Genomic DNA, 21,545 nt, shown 5'->3' on the forward strand with positions numbered 1-21,545 from the left:
ATTGGCGATCTCGATTCAGTTTCAGACGATGCTCTGAACATTCTGGCCGAGCAAATAGAGATCCTAGAATTTCCACCAGAAAAAGAAAAGACAGACAGTGAGATAGCCCTTGATTATTGTGTAGAGAAAGGGTTTGACACTGTTACCATGGTAAACGCAGTGAATGGACGGCTGGATCATTCCCTTGCAAATATTTTTTTAGCAGAAAGCTTTTTACAAAAAGGGCTTTCGCTTTATTTTATCAACAGGAAGAACGAGATTTTTGTTCTTCACGACCAGGATGAGATAAATTTTCAAGAACAGATCGGTGCGGAGATATCCTTGATTCCGCTATCTCAACAGGTTTTTGTCAAATCAACTGCCGGCTTAAAATATCAGTTGAAAGACGAAATTCTTTATCGAGACCGATCGCGCGGAGTTAGTAATGTTGCATCAGATAATAAAATTACCATAAGAATCTCATCCGGGATCTTATTAATTATACGAGGACGATAAATGACAGAAGTTAAGTTTGAAAAAGCGCTTGAGCGGCTTCAGACAATTGTAGAGAAGCTCGAAGAAGGCAATATAGATATCGAAAGGTCCCTTGAGTATTATGAAGAGGGTATCAATCTCATCAAACAATGCTCCTCAAAGCTGAAAAAGATCGAGAATAAGATCGCTATGCTCAACGACGTTGAAGAAGATGAGAACCAGACCGACCAATAAAGTGTTGGTCTAAAGGAGCACCCACATGACAAAAATGATGCGATTGAAAAAAGACGTGAAAGAAAAGCGAGAGCTTGTTAACATTGTTATCGATCGGTTTTTACCTCGAAAAGATGAATATCCTAAGATCATACATAAAGCGATGAGATACACCCTTTTTGCAGGCGGAAAGCGTATCAGACCGTATCTGACAATTACAACATACCAGCTCTTCGGGCACATGGATAAGAAGATTCTGCCTGTTGCAGCAGCGATCGAACTCATTCATACGTATTCTTTGATACACGACGACCTGCCGGACATCGACGACGACGATCTTCGAAGAGGGAAGTCCTCAAATCATGTTGAGTTTGGAGAAGACATTGCGCTTCTTGCAGGTGACGCACTTATTGTGGAGGCATTCCGACTGATGCTCGAACTTGATGTAAAGCCGAAGTTCAAAGCCCAGATCATTTCCGAGTTTGCCGAGATAACAGGCAGCAGAGGGTTGATCGCAGGACAGGTTGTGGATATTATAAGCGAAGGCAAAAAAGTAAATACAGAAACACTCGACTATATACATGTGAATAAAACCGCCAAGTTGATCTGCATGGCAATTCGATTTGGGGCTATCATGGCTGAAGCAAGCGAGGATGATATCATACGCATAACTGAGTTTGGTGAAACACTAGGGCTTCTTTTCCAAATTGTGGATGATATTCTCGATGTCGAAGGTACAACTAAAAAACTCGGGAAGAAATCCGGCAAAGACGTAAAGGTTGGCAAAGCTACCTATCCTCAGGTTTATGGTCTTGCAAAGGCAAAAGAGAAGCGCGATGAGCTCATGCTGAAAGCACAGAACATCATAACCTATTATGGTCCCAAAGCAGAATTCCTCAAAAAGATCTGTGTGTATATTGCAACCCGGGAATTTTGATGATAACGGTAAAATTTCGAAAACTTACCAATACAGCACAAACACCTCAAAAAATGACCGAACATTCTTCCGGTTATGATCTGTATGCTGATATTGATGAATACATACTTAAAAAGGGAGAAGTTGGGTTAATTCCAACGGGAATATCTGTCGAGATCCCAACTGGTTATGAGGGGCAGGTTAGACCTCGCAGCGGTCTTTCAGCCAAACACGGGATCGGCGTACTGAACTCACCAGGCACGATCGATGCAGATTACAGGGGAGAAGTAAAAGTAATACTTTTTAATTTTGGAAATGAACCCTTTCGAATCACGAGAGAAATGAGGATCGCACAAATGGTATTTGCAAAGTTTGAACACGCTGAACTCGAAGAGAGTTCTTCTCTTGAGGAAACAGAACGAAACGATGGTGGGTTTGGTCATACGGGATAGTCGATCATGCGTGAAACGACCCAGGATGACCTGCAATATAAAAATTTACATTTACTGCAAAATAAAAGAGGTTACAGAAGCACAGAAGACTCGTTGATCTTGCTGTACACGATCATCAAACGGCTTGGATTCGATTTTCGTGGAAATGCTTTCGAATTCGGTACTGGCTCTGGCATCATATCATTGCTTCTGGCAGCAAAACTAAAAAATATTACGATTACAGCCATCGAGATCCAGGACTCGCTGTTTCATCTTGCTAAAGAGAATATTATCCATGCCGGACTTGAAAATAGAGTTGTACTTATAAAAGCAGACGGGCGGAAGATCAAAGACTTTTTTAATCCCGGAAAATTTGATTGTGTCTTTTCAAATCCCCCCTTCTTTCCGAAGGGTTCTGGCAAGCCAAGTCCTGTTAAAGAGAAACACCACGCGCGGTACGAAATTCTCTGCACAATGGATGATGTATTGAATTCATTTGAATATCTCCTGAAACCTCAAGGATTTGGATTTATTGTGTATCCCATCCAGCGCATAAACGAATGTGTTGAGAAAACAGAACGGTTATCACATCTCGATATTACAAAAATCAGCTTTTTTCAGGACTTGAAAAATCCTATCGGGACATGGAAATCTTCACAAAGGAAAACGGATTTATCTAAATTTGCTCAAAGTAGCTCATTATTTGTTATGGAGATGATAAAACGCACATGAAAGGTTTCTTTTCGCTGTTCAGAAAACTGTATTCGGACCTGATAGGACACCTGATCATTATCTGGTTCCTGATCCTGCTCACCGCACTCGTTCTGCTTGCAATGTTTTATGCCGAACAATTTCTTGAAAAAGTGCTTCACGAGGAGATCGCAAAAACACCGGTTATTGTATATATCAATCCCCAAGCTCAAACCGAAGATGTTATGATGACCATCCTGACCTATCCGGTGATCGAGAACCATAAACTCATAACAAGCACAGAAACAATAGCGGAATTACAGCAAAGCTACGGATTGACAACTCTTCCGCAGTGGGTCGATCCGGACAAGATACCCGATTTTGTACAGGCAAATCTCAACCCGCCTGAATTTTCATCAAAAATTTTTACTGTGATGGTAGATTCCCTCACGTCAGATGAACGCATCCAGCAGATCGATTATAATGAGATCGAGGTTGCACGACTTGGCACGATACATTCACTTTTCACGCGCTTCAAATGGAGTCCCCAAATACTGGTACTGATCCTTTTCAGCTTTGTTCTTTTCCTTGTAAGACGCCTTATGAGAAGCAGACAGAAAGAGAAGTGGAAACTCTGGAAGAGTCTGAACATCAAACCGATTTTCAAAGTACCACATCTAATATTGGAGTGTTTGATCACAATTGTCGTTGTAGCAGGAATGTTTGAAGTGCTTATCCTCCTCTTTGGCGATGACCTGCTCCTGCTCTTTAACACGAATATATTGGAGTTCAATGATGGCTGGCGCTCTGTTTGTGTCCTTCTTGGTCTATACGTATTGATCTCGATGATCAACCTGTTGTTCAAAGACAAGGAAAAAACAAAAGTGGTATTCAAGAAAAGTGGAAAAGCTTAAACGTCAGATACCGAATGCACTTACGGTCATCAGGATCATTCTGATACCGGTGTTCATTTATCTGTCGTTGAAGGAATTGTATATTGCTTCTCTCGTTGTCTTTGTTGTGGCGGCGCTAACAGATACATTTGACGGTATTATTGCACGCAAGTATGGGTATGTATCGAACTTCGGGAAGATCGTCGATCCGCTGGCAGACAAGCTTGTTGTTGCTTCTGCTCTGATCATCTTTTCTCTCTGGGGAGTATTATTCTGGTGGCTCACAGCCATTATTCTGTTACGTGAGATCTTCATGACGATCTATCGAGAAGTGCTGAAAAAGAAAGGGATTTTCCTTGCGGCGAACAGCTACGGCAAGGCAAAGACAACCACCCAGATGACCACGATTATCATAACCCTTGCATATAAAGCAGTACTACCATCATTTGGAATAATTGACACATTCCTTCTTATTATGTATTTTTTGATTGCTGGTTTATCGTGGGTTTCAGCAATAATTTATATAAATCAGGTTCGGAAGGAGCGGCATGAGACGTAGTTTGATACCTGTTGTTGCTTTGAGTCTTATAGTATTTTTCACCGGTTGTGATAACGGACCATCAGCACGAAAGAGCAGCACAGACCACAAGAAACCGCTATCCTGGGGACAGTCTCACAGAATCTTTACCTATGCAGACCAAAAAGCATGGGATTATGGACAGCTCGAACTAAAAAAATCCCTCGAACGAACTTTTTTTACAACAACCAATGAAAGGCTTTTTACCATTGAAAAACACGATATCAAAAACATTCACACCTACTATAAATTTGCCAACCTGCTCTTTTTCTGCAATGTGAATTCGAATAAACCTGTATCCAAATATGTAAAAGAGGTCATCCCAGAACAAGCTGCTATGATAGGAGACTCACTACCTGCAACGGTGATCGCCGCGAAAGACCTTTGGGCACGAGACCAGCGCGTGATTTTCCTCCTGGGAAAAGATCTCGAAACACTCCTTCTCTATACCTTCGAGAATTTAAATTTGATATTCGACATATATGAAGAAGCTGAGTTCGAGCGAATAGAAGAAGTTGTATATAGGCCCGGATTGAATGAAACGGAAATAGCATACGAGAAGGGGCACTATCTGTGGTTTTTGGAACTTCCCTCTCAGTATAATGTTTATCGAAGGGACGATGAACATCACTTTGTATCGTACCTTTGTAGAGTAAAGAAGTACCCCGACAGATTCCTTGGGGTGTATTGGGAACCCATGCAGGAAAACCGCGTTTCTAAAGAATGGCTCTTTGAAAAACGCCTTGAGATCGGGGAAAAATATTATAATGGTGACACAATAACAAAAGAAGATGTCAGGCAGGAGAATACGGAATTCCTCGGGCATCCTGCATATAAACTATCCGGCAGATGGCAGAACACGAAAAGCTACACCGGCGGTGCATTTGCATGCTGGGGCTTCTATGACGAACAGCAGAAGATGGCATACATGATCGATAATTCAGTATTTTTCCCGGAAGGTGATAAACTTCGGGCATTGATCGGACTGGAAATTATCAGCAATACATTTAACATCATAGAAAACAAATAAACAGCCAGGAGGGCTCCATGAGAAAACGAATTCTTGTAGCATTTGCAAGCATGATAGCACTGTGCATATTCCTACAAAAAGCTCACGCACAGGGTATTAAAATTAATGAACTTTTCTACGATCCAGCCGGAGGAGATACCGGGCATGAATGGATTGAACTTTATAACACAGGCACCCAACCTGTTCAATTAGAAGGTTGGCAGATTGAGAAAGCAGGAACAGCGTTCGAGGTGTGTTTTACCTTTCCCGAATACACGATCTATCCCCAACAATATCTTCTTGTGGGAGAATCACAGGTACCGGAAGCAGATCTTATTGGATCCCTTGCTTTTCAAAATGGAGGAACCGCAACAGACGGCGTTCGTATCCTGACCGCAGAAGGAGATACCATTGATACGATCTTGTATGATTCTCCAAATTCCAACAATCTTCCCGGAGACGCTCACCAGCCGGGGATCTATTTTACTGTCGATGTCTCTTCTGGACATTCGCTGATACGCTATCCGAACGGGCATGATACCGATAATTGCGAAGAAGATTTCTTCGAATGCGAATACCCCACACCGGGTGCACCAAACGAGATTCCCCAGGATGTCATTATACAGAATGTATCGATTCAACCGGAACACCCTGACAGTACAGACCAGGTGTATCTGCACTTTTCTGCCTATAACAACTCAGATATTCAAATACAGGCAGACAGTTGCTCATATAAAGTATTTTTATGTGGGGCACTTGTTACGCAAGGAGTTATTCAAGAAGAAATCCAGAGCCATAACACGCACCAGATCGAACTGCTTCTAGGCACATTTGCAAATGGATTATATGATTATTATATTGAACTTATCCTATCGACAGACACAACCCCATCAAACAATTCTTACGAATCGTCTTTTCTTGTCGGCAATTCTCCGATTATTATTAACGAGATCATGTACATGCCCGGCACACCGAACGTTGAGTGGATCGAACTGTTCAATAATTCTGCGGACACTTTCACTGTTATGGACTGGCATATGAAAGATGCCACTTCGAGCTGGTGCACGGTTATTTCACAGAAAAAGCTTCTTCCGTTTTCATATATCGTCTTAACCGAAGATACAACCGCCGTGAAAGTTTATTATGAATATGACATAACACTTGCGCAGACCAACGATTGGGCATCGCTGAACAACACTTCTCCCGATGAAGTTTTCATCTCAGATAAATACTATACCCAGCTTGATTCCATGGGCTACGATCCCACTCAGTTTTCATGTTCCTACAATTATTCCCTGGAGCGCATCAATCCTTATGAAGAAATCCCAGATAATTGGGGTGTTTCCAAAGATAGTCTTGGTGCAACACCGGGACGGGTTAACAGCATCACGCCAAAGCAATATGACATTGCCGTAACTGCGCTTATGAAACAGAAAAACGGGGAAGATCTTACCTTAACGGGGAAATGCAAAAACATTGGTTTTAATCCCATGTATGATATCGAATACATCTTCTTCGATGATCTGAACCGGAACGACCATTATGAAGAAGGAGAAGGAATGTGGACAGGATTATTTGAACTCCCATCTGGTGACACGACGAGTTTTTCCTACACCTTTGAACCGGAAACAGGTTATTATCAATATGGATTTTATATCAAAGATTCGCAGGATATGGACCTTTCAAATAATCTTTTGCTGACAACCCATAACACGATCGGGTCACACCCACTTTGTATCAACGAGATCCAGGCAGCACCTACTGGAGACCAACCCGAATGGATAGAGCTACTTAACATCTTCGATTTTCCACTCAATATTTCAGGATGGACAATTGCTGACGAGAACGATACTCTTATCATCGAATCATCTCAGAAAACGATTTCCCAAAACGAATATCTCGTGATTCTCCCGAATTTAAATGACACACTTACCCTGAAGACACACTTTACATATTTAGATACATTGCCTAATTTTGTGTTCGCTTGGAATCTACCCTCGCTCAATAATGGCGATGATATACTCATGCTCTTTGATGCAAATGGTTGCATGATCGACAGCATACATTATTACAGTGACTGGAAAGAGATCGAAGACAATTCACTCGAACGGATCAATCCGCATCTGCCAACTGAAAATACAGATAACTGGGATAGTTCCGTAAGTAGTTTCGGTGGAACGCCGGGCAAAAAGAACAGCTTATATGTCGAGCACATTATTCCTGATGTCGAACTCACCGTTACCCCTAATCCGTTATCGTACAGGGAAAAGAAATCTGTCCTCATCGAATATAACCTGCCGGAACCTATCTCACAGATCAATATCCGCATCTTTGATATGAAGGGCAGGATGCTGCGATGGCTTACAGACCAGCAATGGGTCGGCTCGCAGGGAACGGTTATCTGGGACTGCAAGAACGAGAACGGAGATGTCGTACCGATCGGCATATATATTGTACATATGGAAGGTGGTGGAAAGCAGGGTGGTAGGATGTACGAAAAGGCAACCACGATGGTCATAGGAGAAAAATGAAGAAAGTATGTTATTTGCTTCTGATAGTAATCATTTCTGGCTGTGCGACGATTACTCAAGGAACGAAGGAAGAGGTTATGTTTACCAGTAAACCCGACAGTACAGAAGTATGGGTTTCTGGAAAGAAAATAGGGTATACTCCAACTTCAGCAGAAATCAGTACGTTTGGAAGAAAGGAAGTCACATTAATATACCCAAACGGAACGAAAGCTAAATACGTACTTAAGAAAACAATCAGTCCTGCGGTATTATTGAACCTTCTTCTTGTTGCTCCAGAATTATGCCTTATTGGAATTGGAACCGACATTATTTCTGGAGGAGGATGGACGTTTGTTGATAAGAAAGTTAGCAAGAAATTAAAGAGTACAATTAACAAAGCAGAAGGCAATGAAGTCACATTAGAAGTACAGACAGAACCATGGAGGATCAAACCAGAGCTATATTTATTACTATCCGGCGGCGGATGTTATGGGAAAGTTGGCGAAAGTGGAGACAGAAAAAATATTGTTACAGGGGATCTTTACTTTGAAACCATTTTATCCTTAAGAGATATTCTACATTTCGGAATCGGGGGAAATTATGGACTCCTACAATATAAAAAAAACGATAATGTAACCTATTATACATTATATTTTCTTTTTAAGGGAGCTCCAAAAGTAGAAAATATTAATAGGGGTTATGTTTTATTACATCTTGGGGGTGGAGATATTTTTGCGAATAACGAAGAACCATTTTCTTGCTCAAGACAGTATTTTTATATTGCCTTTGGAGTTGGGATGGATTTGGGAAAGAAAATATATGCAGAAATATTAATAAAAGGTATTTCACATAAGTGCCCTAAAATGCCTACCGAATCTATTGGTTTGAAGGTTGGATTCAGGCTTCCAAATATATTGCAATAAAGAGATTATGAAAAATATAGCGTTATGTTTTTTGGTTATTATACTTTCTGCTTGTGCAACCATATCACATGGCCCGATCGAGGAAGTTTCGTTTTCAAGTGAAACAGACAGCGTGGATGTTTTAATAAACGAAAAACACATCGGTCAAATGCCGGTTTCTGCCGATCTATGGAAAATAAAAACCCAGGATGTCACATTCATAATGCAGGACGAGTACAAGTTTTATTATACGCTTAAAACCAAACCAAGCGTGGAAATGCTCAAAAACATCGTGTTTTGTTACCCCCTCATACCTGTCGGGCTCGCGATGGTCGGCATTGATGCTATTGGCAGATCGGGATTTGATTTTAAGGAAGTAACAGTTCAGTTTAAAACATTTGGTGCCGATACGCTATTATCAGTAAAAATATCAACAAAAAGGAAGAAACCAACCGAGTATATTCTCGTTTCCAGCGGGTTAGCTCAGTGCTCTTTCGATGTGGAGGAAGAGGGGCATGAAAATTACTCGAGGGTCAATATTCCGGAACTCGCAGTGGAGTTCACGCGAACCTTCAGGGAGATCTACCATATAGGATACGGGATAAATGTTCAATGGGAACAAGATCTGGGCAACGATGACTCGATAATCATCCTGCCGGCATACTTGTTCGTAAAAGCTGCTCCAATACCGCAGATTGCAGGATTTCGCGGATACGGGATATTTCATGCAGGTTTTGTCTATTCAAGAGGTATGGAAGATGGAGCGATACGATTTAACCTGTTCCCGGACCTATATAGTGCATATGGCTTGGGATTGAGTTATAAAGATAAAATTTATACGGAGGTTCTCTGGAGAAAGGTGCCGGACATACGAACTCTCGAACAGATGGATCTCAACTCTGTCGTGTTAAGGGTCGGGGTGAGGTTTGAGCTGTAGGGGACACTTATGAACGAGATTCCAAATATCTCCATCTCCACATCATCGCAATAAAGGAAACAATCGATAAAATCACCAAATGCAATGCATAACCTCTAACAGAAAGCCACCCTCCCCCCATTACGCTGAGTTTAATAAATCCATTAAAAAATGGTGTAGTAGGGATCGTATGAGAGAGCCATTTAATGGGAAGGGGCATGGTCGAGATTGGCCAGGAGTAGCCACATATTAAAAACAGAGGATAAGAGGTGAATGCGATAATTTCCATATACCTTTTCTGGCTATGGAAGAAGGATGCAACAAATAGTGTATAGAATAAAACCGAGAACAAAAAGAGCATGCACATCACAGCCACAGCAAGCAGGTTGCCCGTTATCGGGATTTCAAAGGCATGAAAAACGACTGCGAAAAAGAACAGAAAATAAGCCACATATAAAAGAAAATAAAACCCACTTTTGCCGGAAAGCATCTGCAGCAGGTTGTTCTTGCCAGCGGCAAAGAGCGCAGAAAATTTATTTTTCTCATTCTCTTTTGCAATGCTTTCACCGAAGCCGATCAGAAGTGTCTGTTGGAGGATGAGAAGGAACAAGCCAGGGAGGAGGAAGTTTCCATAACAATTCGTGGTATTATAGATGGGATGCACTTCTGCGGAAAGAGGTTCAACCAGTTCAATTGCAGTCTTCTGGGTCATGCCTTTTGCTTCAAAGTAACGCAAACGAACTCCAGCTCCATACATTAGAAGTATCTCCTGAACAGCATTATTCAGATCGTTCGAGGGCATGAAGCGGGTTGTGTTCAGATAGAGTTTTACATCCGCACCAGCGAGAGATTTTAGGTCATCCTCAAACCCTTTTGGAAAATAAATGAATCCATTGATGTCCATCTTATAAAGGTGATCGACCCCCTCCTCGTAACTGCCCAATGTGCCGATCATTTTGATCTTCTGAGTGGCATCCATGAACCGGTAGAGTTCCCGGGTGGTCAGCGTTCTATCCATATCAACAACGGCAAAACTGATCTGGTCTGCATCTTTATACAGATAGATCGAACCGAGGAAGAAAGCATAGAGAATGGGCGCAATAAGTACTGTTAGTATGATACTATGATCCTTGAAAATAATACCGAGTTCGCGTGAAAAGACTTTGAAGAAAGTTTTCATGATCCCATCCGTTTCGGGAACTTCTTAATGCGAATTCGCAACGCAATAATGCTTCCCATACAACCAACAAGCATAAAGAGAAGCAAGACGAGTATTTCTGGTTGTGCATACCGGGCTGGAGTATTCATCTGGAAAAGTTTGAAGAAGCCGTACAGGAAATGAGTATAAGGAATGAGTTGCGCATAAAATTTATCGAACCAGGGCATTGCAAATATGGGAAAGGTGAAGCCGCTGAACACAAATGCGGGTGAATTATAGAAAAATGCAATATCCAGCGCGAGGATTTCGTCTTTTACAATTGCAGAAAGCATTAAGCCAAGAAAGATCACCGCACAGAGAAAGATCGAGGAAAATCCAAGGATGAAGATAAGACTACCGCTTATGGGTATTCCAAAGAGCGGATACACAATACCAAGGATGAACAGCAGGATGAGCAATCCCATGATGAGATAAGCGAATGCCTTGCCGAAAAGGATGTTCGTGATTTTTCCTTTTGCCACAGAAACGAGCTGGGTAAAGGTGTTCTCATTGAACTCCGAATTGATTGCGCGTGTTGACACAAAAAAGATGATCATCTGCAGAAGTACGGTCATAAGCCCGGGCACGAGATAGTAGAGATAATTATAATTCGGATTAAAAAGCGGCTTGACATCCACACGTATGGGCAGCGCAAGATTCATTGCCTGCTCTTTAGTCATGCCCTTTTTTACAAATGCTTCGATCAGGATGCCAGCATTGATCGTGTTCACCACATCTTCCGCTTCCTTATATATTGTATTTCCAAAAATAATATTAGAGGAGTTTGTGTACACCCCGATCTTGGTACTTTTGCCGGACAGAATGTCGTTCGAGAGACCTTTTGGGATTTCGTATATTGCTTCGATATTGTGATTTTCAAGAAAGATTTGTTTTATGTTGTCTGTTGAGTTGAGATAACGGACGATCTTTGTTTCGGGAGAAGCTTCGATAAAGCGTACGATTGTTCGAGAAAGTTCTGTGTTGTCCTTATCATAAACCGCAACCGGGATGTCGTGCAAAATTCCTTTTACATAGATGAAAGAGAGCAAAAAGAACACACAAACCGGAACAAAGAGAAGCAGATTCCTTGTTGATTTTCTGTGAATTATCCTATCGATCTCCCGCAGGGTGACACGGAAAAAAATCGGCTGAAAGTTCATATATTACTTTGGATATACCTGTGCGGTCATGCCGGGATGCAATCCATCGATATTCGAAACCGGCTTGAGATGGACCTCGAAGGTTTTCAGGTCAAATTGCCCTGTTGCCTTTGTAGGAACCCACGTAGCAAAATCCGCCATGACAGAAATAAAATGAACCTTGAATTCGAATTCTTTGTTTTTAAGAGCCGGTATTTTGACCTTGCAGAGATGTCCTTTTTGGAAGAAGGAGAGCTTGTCCTCACGCACATTCAGAAGGAGGTAGATTTCTTCGGGGATTTGAATGGAAAGCAAAGGATATCCGGCACCCATTACTTCGCCGGGATGTGCAATTTTGCTGCAAACTTCGCCGGAAACAGGAGCGATGACCTCAAGCTCATTATGATACGCAAGGGCTTCTTTATACACATTATGTGCCTCGAGATATTCTCCCTTTGCAGCATCGATATCCTCGACACGTGCACCTTGTAGCGCCATATCATATATTGCTTTTGCAGCATTCATCTGGTCTTCTGCAGCATGGTATTTGAACTCGATCTCGTCCATTTCCTGCTCGGAAATAATGCTGTCCGCATACAGAACCTTGAAGCGGACATAGGTTCTCTCTGCGAAATCAAACTGACTTTTTGCCATCTCATACTGATTTTTAGCTGCAGTTTTTTCCTGTTCCCGCGTGCCGCTCTCTGCTTTTTCAACCAATGCCTGTGCTGCCTGGAGTACTCCCTGTGCCTGACCAAGCTTTGCATTCATAATATTGGGCTGGATCGTAGCAAGGAGCTGTCCTTTTTGTACGACATCTCCCCGATCCACATAGATCGTATCGATCCTGCCGGGTATTTCAGATGCAACATCAATGACAGTTGTCTCAAAAGTACCGGTAAAAACCTCTTTTGATGGAGAACAGGAGTGAAGCAAGAGAAAAACGATTGCAATGAGGATCAGGATCAAAGGTATGAGCAGAAGTAGATTTTTTTTATTCATATATATCTCCAATTTATTCTTCAAACAATGAAATGATTTTTTGGGGCTCTCCAATAACAAGGAAAAGCTGTGTCAGAGATGAGTAATAGTCGTACAAAGAGAGCAGGCGTTCGATAGAGGCTGCCTGATACAGAAGTTGAGCATCGATGACATCGATCGATTTCCCGAGCCCTTCGCGAAATCGGGTTTCGTTGATTTCCAGGTTTTTCTTTGCAAGTTCGACTGTCGGTTTCAGCTTGAGAAAACGTGTTTTATTATTTTCAGTTTTATAGAAAAGATCTTCTGCAAGAAGCATGATCTCGTCCTCAGCATACTTCTTGGCAACCTGCACTTCGCGGATAAGATGTTTTGCAGATTTTAATTCGTTTACTTTCTTCATGCCGTGAAAGAGATTGAGTTCAAGCTGAACCCCAAGCGAGTAACGGGGAAGGATGATGGGATAATCTTCCCGGATTAAATTGTACTCTCCCATCGCTACGATCTGCGGCAGGAATTTTGCTCGTTTTACCGCAAATGCCTGATCTGCCATCTTCTGCTTGTGGTCGATTTCTCTGAGGATAGAGTTCTGGGCAAGTGCAAGTTCTTTTGTTTCAGTAAGATCCAGCTGCATATCATGGAAGTAAAGAGAGTCGGTCAGGTGTAGAGCAGTATAAGCAGGTAAACTTAGCGTGGCACGAAAAGCAGATTTAGCAAGGGCAAGTTCGTTCTGAGCATCCTGGAGATTTCTTTCCGCATTTGCAACGGCAACCTGAGCCCTGATAATTTCAGGTGGAGCTATGATGCCCGTTTCGATCGCCCGTTCTGCTTGGTCTTCGTGTTTTTTTATGCCGGATAAAGCATTTTTTCTCAATGCGACCACTCGTTGTAGGAGTATTACAGAGAGATATTGTTGGGTTGTGTTTTGTATGATTTCATTCCTGGTCTTATAGAGTGTTTCATTTGCAAAATCGAGTTGGGCTTGTGCGAATTTCTTTCCAGCCCAGATTTCTCCCCCAAGAAAAATTGGCTGGGTGAGAACAAGGTTAGCGTTTTTGTATTGTTGTTGGTCGATTTCAAGCTTGTATGCAGGGAGTGTACCCAGCCCAGAAACGATAATATCATGTATTTCTTGTTGTGTTCCGGGCGAGAGTCCGAGCTGACGTGCCATCACAGCTCCGTAATCACCAAACATGTCATCGATCGATTCTTTGATCTTTTCTGTATCAAATAGCGGATTATCACTCAGGTAGGTGTATCCAGCAAAGAGATCTAATGACGGGAGAAAATTACCAATTGCTGCTCTGTTCAGATACTCTTTCTGACGAACGACTTCTTCCTGTTGCTTTATTTTCTGGTTATTGACAAGTGCACTGTCAACAGCAGCTTCTAAACTCAGTTCGATCTGTAGGGCATAAAGAGAGGTCATGAAAAACGTTAAACAAAGGGAAATGAATAAAAATTTTTTCATATTATATCCTATTATTTTGCTAAAACCGGATTTCGTTTTCGTTCTTTTATGAATAGGTTTGATAAAAAGTCAAATACCTCAATTATTTTAGGAATTATTTAGACCACAGAAGTTTGAGCTTAGATGATAGGATTCATATATTGTTCATTATAGATATGTGTTCATTTTCTTGACAGCAGAGAAGGCACTTAAAAATGTTGTAATTCTCGACGCGGGGTGGAGCAGTCTGGTAGCTCGTCAGGCTCATAACCTGAAGGTCGTAGGTTCAAATCCTGCCCCCGCTACCATTTTTTAAGAATTCTCGGCGATGTAGCTCAGCTGGTTAGAGCATCGGAATCATAATCCGAGTGTCCGGGGTTCAAGTCCCTGCATCGCTACCATTTTTTTGCTGCCGCACAGGCAGTTTTTTTCTTTGCGCGCCAGTAGCTCAGCAGGATAGAGCAACAGCCTTCTAAGCTGTGGGTCAGAGGTTCGAATCCTCTCTGGCGTGCCATTTTTTATCACATATAAAATTCACCGTTTTATATCTTGACCAATCAAACTTTTATTCTCCTATTTGTCCTATGTTCACAAAATTAATTTCTTTTTCAATTTTAGGCATCGACGCCATTCCGATTGAGGTTGAAGTTGATACCAAGCATGTTTCTATGCCCTATTTCACGATGGTTGGCTTGCCGACTAACTCTGTGAAAGAGAGCAAGGACAGGGTGACTGCAGCCATAAAAAATAATGGTTATAAGAAACCTGCACGTGCTTATACTGTGAATCTAGCTCCTGCTGATGTAAAAAAAGAGGGTGTAGGTTTTGATCTGCCGATTGCTGTGGGGATGGTCACTTCGCTTCAACAGGCATATCCAAGCCCGCAAAAACTGGAAACAATCGGCATGGTTGGAGAGCTATCTCTCAACGGAGAGGTTCGTCCGGTTAAGGGAATTTTACCCACAACGATTGCAGCGAAAGAAAAAAAGCTCGAAGGGCTGATCGTTCCTGAAGAAAATGCAAAAGAAGCTGCAGTCGTTGACGGCATATCGATCTATCCGGTAAAAACCCTTGGAGAATGTCTTTCATTTCTGGAAGATAGAGAACAAATAGAACCGCTTCATATTGATATTTCTTCTCTGTTTGAAAAGGAATCAAGGGAAACGATCGACATGTTCGATGTGAAGGGTCAATACAATGTAAAACGAGCTCTCGAAGTAGCAGCAGCCGGTGGTCATAATATCCTGATGATCGGTCCACCGGGTTCAGGCAAAACCATGCTTGCAAGAAGGGTACCAACGATACTACCCCAGCTTACTCTGGAGGAAGCGCTGACAACAACAAAAATACACTCTGTTGCCGGCAAAACAGCACAGGAACATTCTCTTATTGCAACACGACCGTTTAGGGCTCCGCATCATACAATTAGTGATGTTGCCCTTATAGGTGGCGGAAGTTATCCAAAACCGGGAGAAGTTTCGCTTGCACACAACGGCGTGCTCTTTTTGGACGAACTTCCGGAGTTCAAGAAAACAGTATTAGAGGTGCTCAGACAGCCATTGGAAGACGGTATCGTTACGATCTCAAGAGCAGTACAATCCCTTACATTTCCTGCAAACTTCATGCTCGTAGCATCAATGAATCCCTGCCCATGCGGGTATTATGGAAGTAATGTTGAAGGGCATACATGTACCTGCTCACCTACGATAATTCAGAAATATGTCTCACGAATATCAGGACCGCTTCTCGACAGAATCGATATACACGTAGAAGTGCCTGCCGTCAAATATGATGAGTTATCTCGAGATCCGAAGGGCGAGAAATCTGTTGAAATTCAGAAACGGGTAAACGCAGCAAGAAAAGTTCAACATAAACGCTTCGAATTTGCAAAGAAGATATTTTCCAATGCAGACATGGAATCGAAGCAGATCCGTGAATTCTGCAGGATCGACGATGAAGGAAAGAAGTTGATGAAGATCGCAATTGAAAAATTGGGACTCTCGGCACGGGCTTACGACCGTATTCTCAAGGTTTCGAGAACGATTGCAGACCTTGAAAACAGCAACCAGATAACACCAGCTCATATCAGTGAAGCAATTCAATATAGGAGTCTCGACAGGAAATACTGGATATAAATGGGTTCCACAGATATCATTCAAAAATTTGACTGGAAGCTTATGCTTGTGCTTATCCTTCTTTTGATTTTTGGCACGTTAGCTCTTTACAGTGCGTCTGTACAGAAAATCGGAGAAAAGGTTGTTGTAAGCGATTATTATGTAAAGCAGCTTATTTGGATCGCCATTGGAGTTGGTGTCTTTCTTACTATTCTCTATATCCCTGATGTGATTTTGGATCTGGTGGTCGTTCCTTATAACATTATTGTTTTATTAATGTTGATAGTAGTTCTGATCCTGCCTGCGATCAAGGGCGTGCACCGTTGGATAAGCCTGGGAAATATTTCTCTTCAACCGTCTGAGTTTGCAAAACTTGGTGTCATACTCCTTCTTGCAAAGGTATTTTCAACAAAGTATATTCCCACAACCAAAATTGTATTATACGGTTTTCTCATAGCTATTATACCAGCGCTTCTTGTATTAAGGCAACCTGATCTGGGCAGTGCGCTGGTATTTTTTGCGATTCTGTTCCCGATGCTCTATTTTGCTGGCGTCTCCTTCTTCACGTTGTTTATTATTATTACACCGATTGTGAGCATCCTTGTTGGATTCAATGTGTTGTATTGGATCGTTTTTGATGTGATACTCCTTCTTCTGCTTATACTAAAAAGAGTTTCTCTTTTTCCCGCGGGTGCCATCCTTATTGGAAATGCCTTTATTTCTTTGATAACACCGTACATATGGTGGAGCTTGCACGAGTATCAAAGGAACAGGATTCTTGCGTTTATAAATCCGAAATTTGATGTACTTGGAAGCGGATATCAGATCATACAGTCCAAAATTGCAGTAGGATCAGGCGGGATTTTTGGAAAGGGTTTCTTGCAGGGAACTCAAAAGAACTTGAACTTTTTACCAGAACAGCATTCGGATTTTATCTTCTCCGTCATCGGTGAAGAGCTTGGTTTCGTTGGGTGTTTCATATTGCTTATCCTGTTTGTTGTTCTCTTGTGGCGGATCGTGATAATCCTGAGAAAGATCAGAATCAATAAGCGGAGACTTATTATTGCAGGTATTTTATCCTATTTCATTTTTCAGATTATCGTGAATATCGGCATGAATATCGGCATTATTCCTGTCGTTGGAATTCCACTTCCATTTATCAGCTATGGCGGAAGCAGTCTGCTTGTAAGTATGGCTTCGATGGGGCTTATTTTTAAGTATGCACGAGAGCGGAGTTTTGTGTGATGAAAATTGGCCAAAATTTTTCTTGCGTGATTTTTTACAGACTTTGAAAAATGTATAACTTATGAAGATAAAAACATTGTTTGATGATGCCCTTCGAGAGCACAAGAAAGTAATTGACGGACTGGGTGTGTTTTATCCAAAAATCAGCGAGATTGCAACCCTACTTTCCAAAGCCTTGAAAAGAGATAATAAGATACTGCTTTGTGGAAATGGCGGAAGCGCTGCAGATTCCCAGCATATTGCAACAGAGTTTATTGTCAGGTTTCGTGGTGATTTCAACAGGCGCTCACTTCCGGCTATCGCACTTACAACAGACACATCCCTTCTTACTGCATGCGCTAATGATTACGGCTTCGACGAAATATTCAAAAGACAGGTCGAAGGATTGGGAAATGAAGGCGACATCCTGATAGGCATCAGCACGAGCGGGAATTCCCCCAATGTTTTTCATGCAATAGAATATGCAAATGATCATAATATAACAACAATTTTATTAGCTGGCAAAGATGGCGGAACGATCTCAAAGATAGCGCAGCATGCGATCGTGATCCCTCATCATGATACTGCCCGGATTCAGGAAGCACATATTACCATAGGACACATTCTGTGTAGACTTACCGAAGAACTCGTTTTTTAATAAATCCAATAGATAAGGAGATGAAATGGCCAAGAAAAAGGAAACTAGTGAAAAATATGCCTATGATGCAAAGAAATTCTGCGTACCTGTTACAAAGATCGGCAGCCTGGAGAGCATCCAGTTCGTGATCGATGATTTCATTGAGAAGAAGGTAACATTCTGCGTTGACGGAAGCGACGATCGCTGGGAAGTCTGGCGCATCGAAGAAGAAGGAGATTCAGATAAGATCAAGAAAAAAGACTACCCGAGAAAGCCAAAATTCCTCTATATTGATGGCGATAAAGTCGAGTATGTCATTAAAAAGTAAAAGGAGAATATATGTCTCTAATTGATGGAATTTTTGCCCGTGAGATTTTAGATTCCCGCGGGAATCCAACCGTCGAAGTTGATGTTATGCTCGAATCTGGATTCTGGGGCCGGGCAGCTGTTCCTTCCGGAGCATCAACCGGCGAATATGAAGCAGTCGAACTGCGCGATGAAGATAACGACAGATACAACGGACGAGGTGTACTTGTAGCCGTTAAAAATATAAATGAGATTCTTGCACCAGAAATACTTGGAATGGAAAGCGATCAACAGGTTCAGATAGACGAAGTTATGTGCGACATGGATAGAACCCCGAATAAGAGCAAGCTTGGAGCAAATGCTGTACTCGGTGTTTCCATGGCTGTTGCACGAGCGACAGCACTGGAATTGGAAATTCCTCTTTATCGCTACCTCGGCGGAGTCAATGCTAAGACACTCCCCGTACCCATGCTGAACGTGCTCAATGGCGGCAAACATGCAGATAATAATGTTGATATTCAGGAATTCATGATCGTTCCATTTGGTGCCGAAAATTTCTCACAAGCATTGCAAATGGCAACAGAAACCTTTCATGCGCTTAAGACGATCTTGAAAAATGGCGGATATAACACCGCTGTTGGTGATGAAGGCGGGTTTGCACCAAATCTTGGTTCAAACGAAGATGCTCTTAAATTCATTCTTCGGGCAATCGAAACCGCCGGATATAGACCCGGTGAAGATATTGCTATTGCCCTCGACTCTGCGGCATCATCATTTTACCAGTCTGGTAAATATGTGTTCAATACAGGGAAAACAGAAAAACTAACCAGCACCGAGCTTATTGATATATATAAAGAATGGGCACAAAAGTATCCCATTATCTCACTCGAAGACGGACTTGATGAGAATGACTGGAAGGGCTGGAAGTTACTTACCGATGAGCTTGGTTCTAAAATCCAAATCGTTGGCGACGATCTGTTCGTTACAAATATCGAACGGCTCAACCAGGGTATAACATCTGGCGTTGCCAACTCTATTCTGATCAAACTCAACCAGATCGGTACGGTCACAGAAACCCTCGACACGATTGAAAAAGCGCATAAAGCAGGTTATACTACCGTCATTTCACACCGCTCTGGTGAAACGTGCGATACCTTCATAGCCGATCTTGCAGTAGCAGTGAACAGCGGACAGATCAAGACCGGTTCTACATGCAGATCGGAACGAATTGCAAAATACAATCAACTTCTTCGTATTGAAGGTGAGCTTGGCAAGGCTGCGCGATTTCCCGGTAAAAGCATCTTTCAAAGATAAATAATTAACCATGGAAGCTCGAAGAAGGAAGAAGTCCAATGGGTGGCGTACCAACGTGACGATCTTTCTGATTCTTATCCTTCTCGGGCTGGTGTGGTTTCTGTTTTTTTATAAATACAGCGTTATCAAGATATTCAGAACAAAATTCTTCATCGATCAGAACGTTGAGCAGATTGATGAACTTGCTCAAGAGAGAGACCAGCTGGAAGAAGAGAGAGAAAAGCTCGCAGAACAGGATCCTAAAACAATTGAGAAGAAAGCCAGAGAATTAGGCTTGGCAAAAGAGGGTGAAACCATCATTCGAATTAAAAAAGTGAGTGAAGACGAAGATGAGAAGGATAATTAAAGGGAAAATCCTATCACCAATCTCACCGGAGAGAGTGTTGTATCTCGATCCAGGTTATCTTGTCCTTACCGAAGACGGTATGATCGAACAAGTCGCTAACGATATTCCACACAAGCAACATAAGAGAGATTATCTCATCGACCTTTCAGAAAAACTCATCATTCCCGGATTTGTTGATATCCATAATCATCTCCCTCAATTTACGCTTAGTGGTCTTTACAGAGGAACATTACTCGAGTGGCTGGATAATATAATATTTCCATCAGAAGAACGATTCTCATCACAAGAAATTGCAGAGAGCTATGCAGAAAAATTTTTCCAGGAACTTTTACGCATGGGAACTACGACAACAAGTTCCTATGTGACGGTCCATAAAAAAGCAACAGACATAGCATTTCAAAAAGCTGAGAAGTCAGGTATTCGTGCCTTTCTTGGGAATGTACTTATGGATCGTGATGTGCCGGAATATCTCAGGAAAGATACAAATTATTTGTTGAAAGATTCAAAAGATCTTATTGAAAAATGGAATGGGGCTGATGCAGGACGATTGCATTATGTGCTCACACCCCGCTATGTGCCTTCCTGCACGCTGGATCTATTGAACGGGATAGGAAAAATTGCCGAAGAATATAACGTTCATATCCAATCACATCTTGCAGAAAGCACCTCTGAAATAGCCACTGTCATGAGAATGTATCCGGACTTTGAGAACTATACGGATATATATCTGAAAACAGGTCTTCTCACAGAAAAAACGATCATGGCACACTGTATTTATCTGGAAGAAGATGAGGTGAAGGTTTTAGAAAGGACAGGCACAAAGATCGCGCATTGCCCCTCATCGAATATATTCCTGCAAAGTGGCATTATGCCCTATCGCAGATTGGAAGAAAACGATATTCACATCGGACTTGGCACGGATGTGGGTGCCGGATACAGCCTTTCTATGTATTCGGAAATGCGAGTAGCGATCGAGTCATCCAAGTCAATATCCTTCCTGTATCCAGACCAGGAATATAAACCGCTTTCATCAATCGAAGCGTTTTATCTTGCAACACTCGGTGGTGCAAAAGCTCTTTGCCTGGAAAATGAGATCGGCAGTTTCGAGGCAGGAAAGAGTGCTGATTTTACTGTCTTGGATGTTAATAGGCTGAACATCTGTGATGAAAGTTTTTTCCAGAATCCAGAAGACCTTTTATCAAAACTCATATACGGCAATGGGGAGGATTATGTTGAGGAAGTTTATATAAGAGGGAAACGGGTATTTAGAAAATAATTTTCTCAGAGGATTATACATGCTAGTAATTC

Annotated in this window: 21 protein-coding genes, 3 tRNA genes and 1 pseudogene; 21 read left to right on the plus strand and 4 right to left on the minus strand. The window is 41.9% G+C overall.

The annotated features are described in order from the left end of the window. The 11 genes from JW794_04925 to JW794_04975 all read left to right on the plus strand — a co-directional run. Positions 1-495, plus strand: a 495-nt coding sequence (locus JW794_04925) for a thiamine diphosphokinase (protein MBN2017458.1), incomplete at its 5' end; no start/stop codon positions are given. Continuing rightward, positions 496-708: an exodeoxyribonuclease VII small subunit gene (xseB, locus tag JW794_04930; GenBank protein MBN2017459.1), complete on the plus strand. Its 213-nt coding sequence runs from the start codon at positions 496-498 to the stop codon at positions 706-708. 25 nt (positions 709-733) lie between these two features. Continuing rightward, the gene (locus JW794_04935) at positions 734-1,624 is read left to right on the plus strand and encodes a polyprenyl synthetase family protein (protein ID MBN2017460.1); all 891 of its coding nucleotides are present in this window, start codon (positions 734-736) and stop codon (positions 1,622-1,624) included. After that, on the plus strand, positions 1,624-2,055 hold the full coding sequence (gene dut, locus JW794_04940) for a dUTP diphosphatase (protein MBN2017461.1): 432 nt from the start codon (positions 1,624-1,626) through the stop codon (positions 2,053-2,055). Before JW794_04935 ends, dut begins: the two co-directional genes overlap by 1 nt. A gap of 6 nt (positions 2,056-2,061) precedes the next feature. Next, positions 2,062-2,766 (plus strand): methyltransferase, encoded by a 705-nt coding sequence (locus JW794_04945; protein ID MBN2017462.1) that lies wholly within the window; start codon positions 2,062-2,064, stop codon positions 2,764-2,766. Further along, on the plus strand, positions 2,763-3,638 hold the full coding sequence (locus JW794_04950) for a hypothetical protein (protein MBN2017463.1): 876 nt from the start codon (positions 2,763-2,765) through the stop codon (positions 3,636-3,638). Before JW794_04945 ends, JW794_04950 begins: the two co-directional genes overlap by 4 nt. Then, positions 3,625-4,176 carry a CDP-diacylglycerol--glycerol-3-phosphate 3-phosphatidyltransferase gene (gene pgsA, locus JW794_04955; GenBank protein MBN2017464.1) on the plus strand — a complete coding sequence of 184 codons (552 nt, stop codon included), beginning with the start codon at positions 3,625-3,627 and terminating at the stop codon, positions 4,174-4,176. The genes JW794_04950 and pgsA overlap by 14 nt, the downstream gene beginning before the upstream one ends. Next, a complete protein-coding gene (locus JW794_04960; protein MBN2017465.1) occupies positions 4,166-5,224 on the plus strand; it encodes a DUF4837 family protein in 1,059 nt (352 codons plus the stop codon). Before pgsA ends, JW794_04960 begins: the two co-directional genes overlap by 11 nt. Before the next feature lie 17 nt (positions 5,225-5,241). After that, a complete protein-coding gene (locus tag JW794_04965; GenBank protein ID MBN2017466.1) occupies positions 5,242-7,734 on the plus strand; it encodes a lamin tail domain-containing protein in 2,493 nt (830 codons plus the stop codon). Next, positions 7,731-8,636 carry a hypothetical protein gene (locus tag JW794_04970; GenBank protein MBN2017467.1) on the plus strand — a complete coding sequence of 302 codons (906 nt, stop codon included), beginning with the start codon at positions 7,731-7,733 and terminating at the stop codon, positions 8,634-8,636. Before JW794_04965 ends, JW794_04970 begins: the two co-directional genes overlap by 4 nt. Before the next feature lie 7 nt (positions 8,637-8,643). Continuing rightward, complete coding sequence (locus tag JW794_04975) at positions 8,644-9,552, plus strand: hypothetical protein (GenBank protein MBN2017468.1); 909 nt, start codon at positions 8,644-8,646, stop codon at positions 9,550-9,552. A gap of 7 nt (positions 9,553-9,559) precedes the next feature. On the opposite strand, the gene JW794_04980 is transcribed toward JW794_04975, so the two are convergent. Genes JW794_04980 through JW794_04995 form a run of 4 tightly spaced genes read right to left on the minus strand, consistent with a single transcriptional unit; the run spans position 9,560 to position 14,317 of the window. Continuing rightward, complete coding sequence (locus JW794_04980; protein ID MBN2017469.1) at positions 9,560-10,711, minus strand: ABC transporter permease; 1,152 nt, start codon at positions 10,709-10,711, stop codon at positions 9,560-9,562. Then, positions 10,708-11,856, minus strand: a complete 1,149-nt coding sequence (locus JW794_04985; GenBank protein MBN2017470.1) for an ABC transporter permease — start codon at positions 11,854-11,856, stop codon at positions 10,708-10,710. The genes JW794_04980 and JW794_04985 overlap by 4 nt, the downstream gene beginning before the upstream one ends. Positions 11,857-11,892: 36 nt before the next feature. After that, the gene (locus tag JW794_04990) at positions 11,893-12,870 is read right to left on the minus strand and encodes an efflux RND transporter periplasmic adaptor subunit (protein MBN2017471.1); all 978 of its coding nucleotides are present in this window, start codon (positions 12,868-12,870) and stop codon (positions 11,893-11,895) included. Between the two features lie 13 nt (positions 12,871-12,883). Continuing rightward, the gene (locus JW794_04995; GenBank protein ID MBN2017472.1) at positions 12,884-14,317 is read right to left on the minus strand and encodes a TolC family protein; all 1,434 of its coding nucleotides are present in this window, start codon (positions 14,315-14,317) and stop codon (positions 12,884-12,886) included. A gap of 210 nt (positions 14,318-14,527) precedes the next feature. Between JW794_04995 and JW794_05000 the strand changes: the two genes are divergently transcribed. From JW794_05000 to guaD, 10 genes and pseudogenes are all read left to right on the plus strand, one after another. Continuing rightward, a tRNA-Met gene (locus JW794_05000) sits at positions 14,528-14,604 on the plus strand. A gap of 16 nt (positions 14,605-14,620) precedes the next feature. Further along, positions 14,621-14,697 (plus strand) — tRNA-Met (locus tag JW794_05005). Positions 14,698-14,733: 36 nt separating this feature from the next. Further along, a tRNA-Arg gene (locus JW794_05010) sits at positions 14,734-14,810 on the plus strand. A 70-nt stretch (positions 14,811-14,880) separates the two neighbouring features. Beyond that, positions 14,881-16,431, plus strand: a complete 1,551-nt coding sequence (locus JW794_05015; protein MBN2017473.1) for a YifB family Mg chelatase-like AAA ATPase — start codon at positions 14,881-14,883, stop codon at positions 16,429-16,431. After that, a complete protein-coding gene (rodA, locus tag JW794_05020; protein MBN2017474.1) occupies positions 16,432-17,655 on the plus strand; it encodes a rod shape-determining protein RodA in 1,224 nt (407 codons plus the stop codon). A 61-nt stretch (positions 17,656-17,716) separates the two neighbouring features. Continuing rightward, entirely contained in the window at positions 17,717-18,292 is a 576-nt protein-coding gene (locus JW794_05025) for a D-sedoheptulose 7-phosphate isomerase (protein MBN2017475.1), read from the plus strand. A 25-nt stretch (positions 18,293-18,317) separates the two neighbouring features. Then, entirely contained in the window at positions 18,318-18,599 is a 282-nt protein-coding gene (locus JW794_05030) for a hypothetical protein (GenBank protein MBN2017476.1), read from the plus strand. An 11-nt stretch (positions 18,600-18,610) separates the two neighbouring features. Then, positions 18,611-19,891 (plus strand): phosphopyruvate hydratase, encoded by a 1,281-nt coding sequence (gene eno, locus JW794_05035; protein ID MBN2017477.1) that lies wholly within the window; start codon positions 18,611-18,613, stop codon positions 19,889-19,891. Beyond that, positions 19,845-20,237: pseudogene (locus JW794_05040) on the plus strand (septum formation initiator family protein). The gene eno and the pseudogene JW794_05040 overlap by 47 nt, the downstream one beginning before the upstream one ends. Next, complete coding sequence (gene guaD, locus JW794_05045; protein MBN2017478.1) at positions 20,221-21,513, plus strand: guanine deaminase; 1,293 nt, start codon at positions 20,221-20,223, stop codon at positions 21,511-21,513. Before JW794_05040 ends, guaD begins: the two are co-directional and overlap by 17 nt. Positions 21,514-21,545: the final 32 nt, after the last annotated feature.

This window comes from Candidatus Cloacimonadota bacterium, from assembly GCA_016932035.1.
Lineage (GTDB): Bacteria > Cloacimonadota > Cloacimonadia > JGIOTU-2 > JGIOTU-2 > Celaenobacter.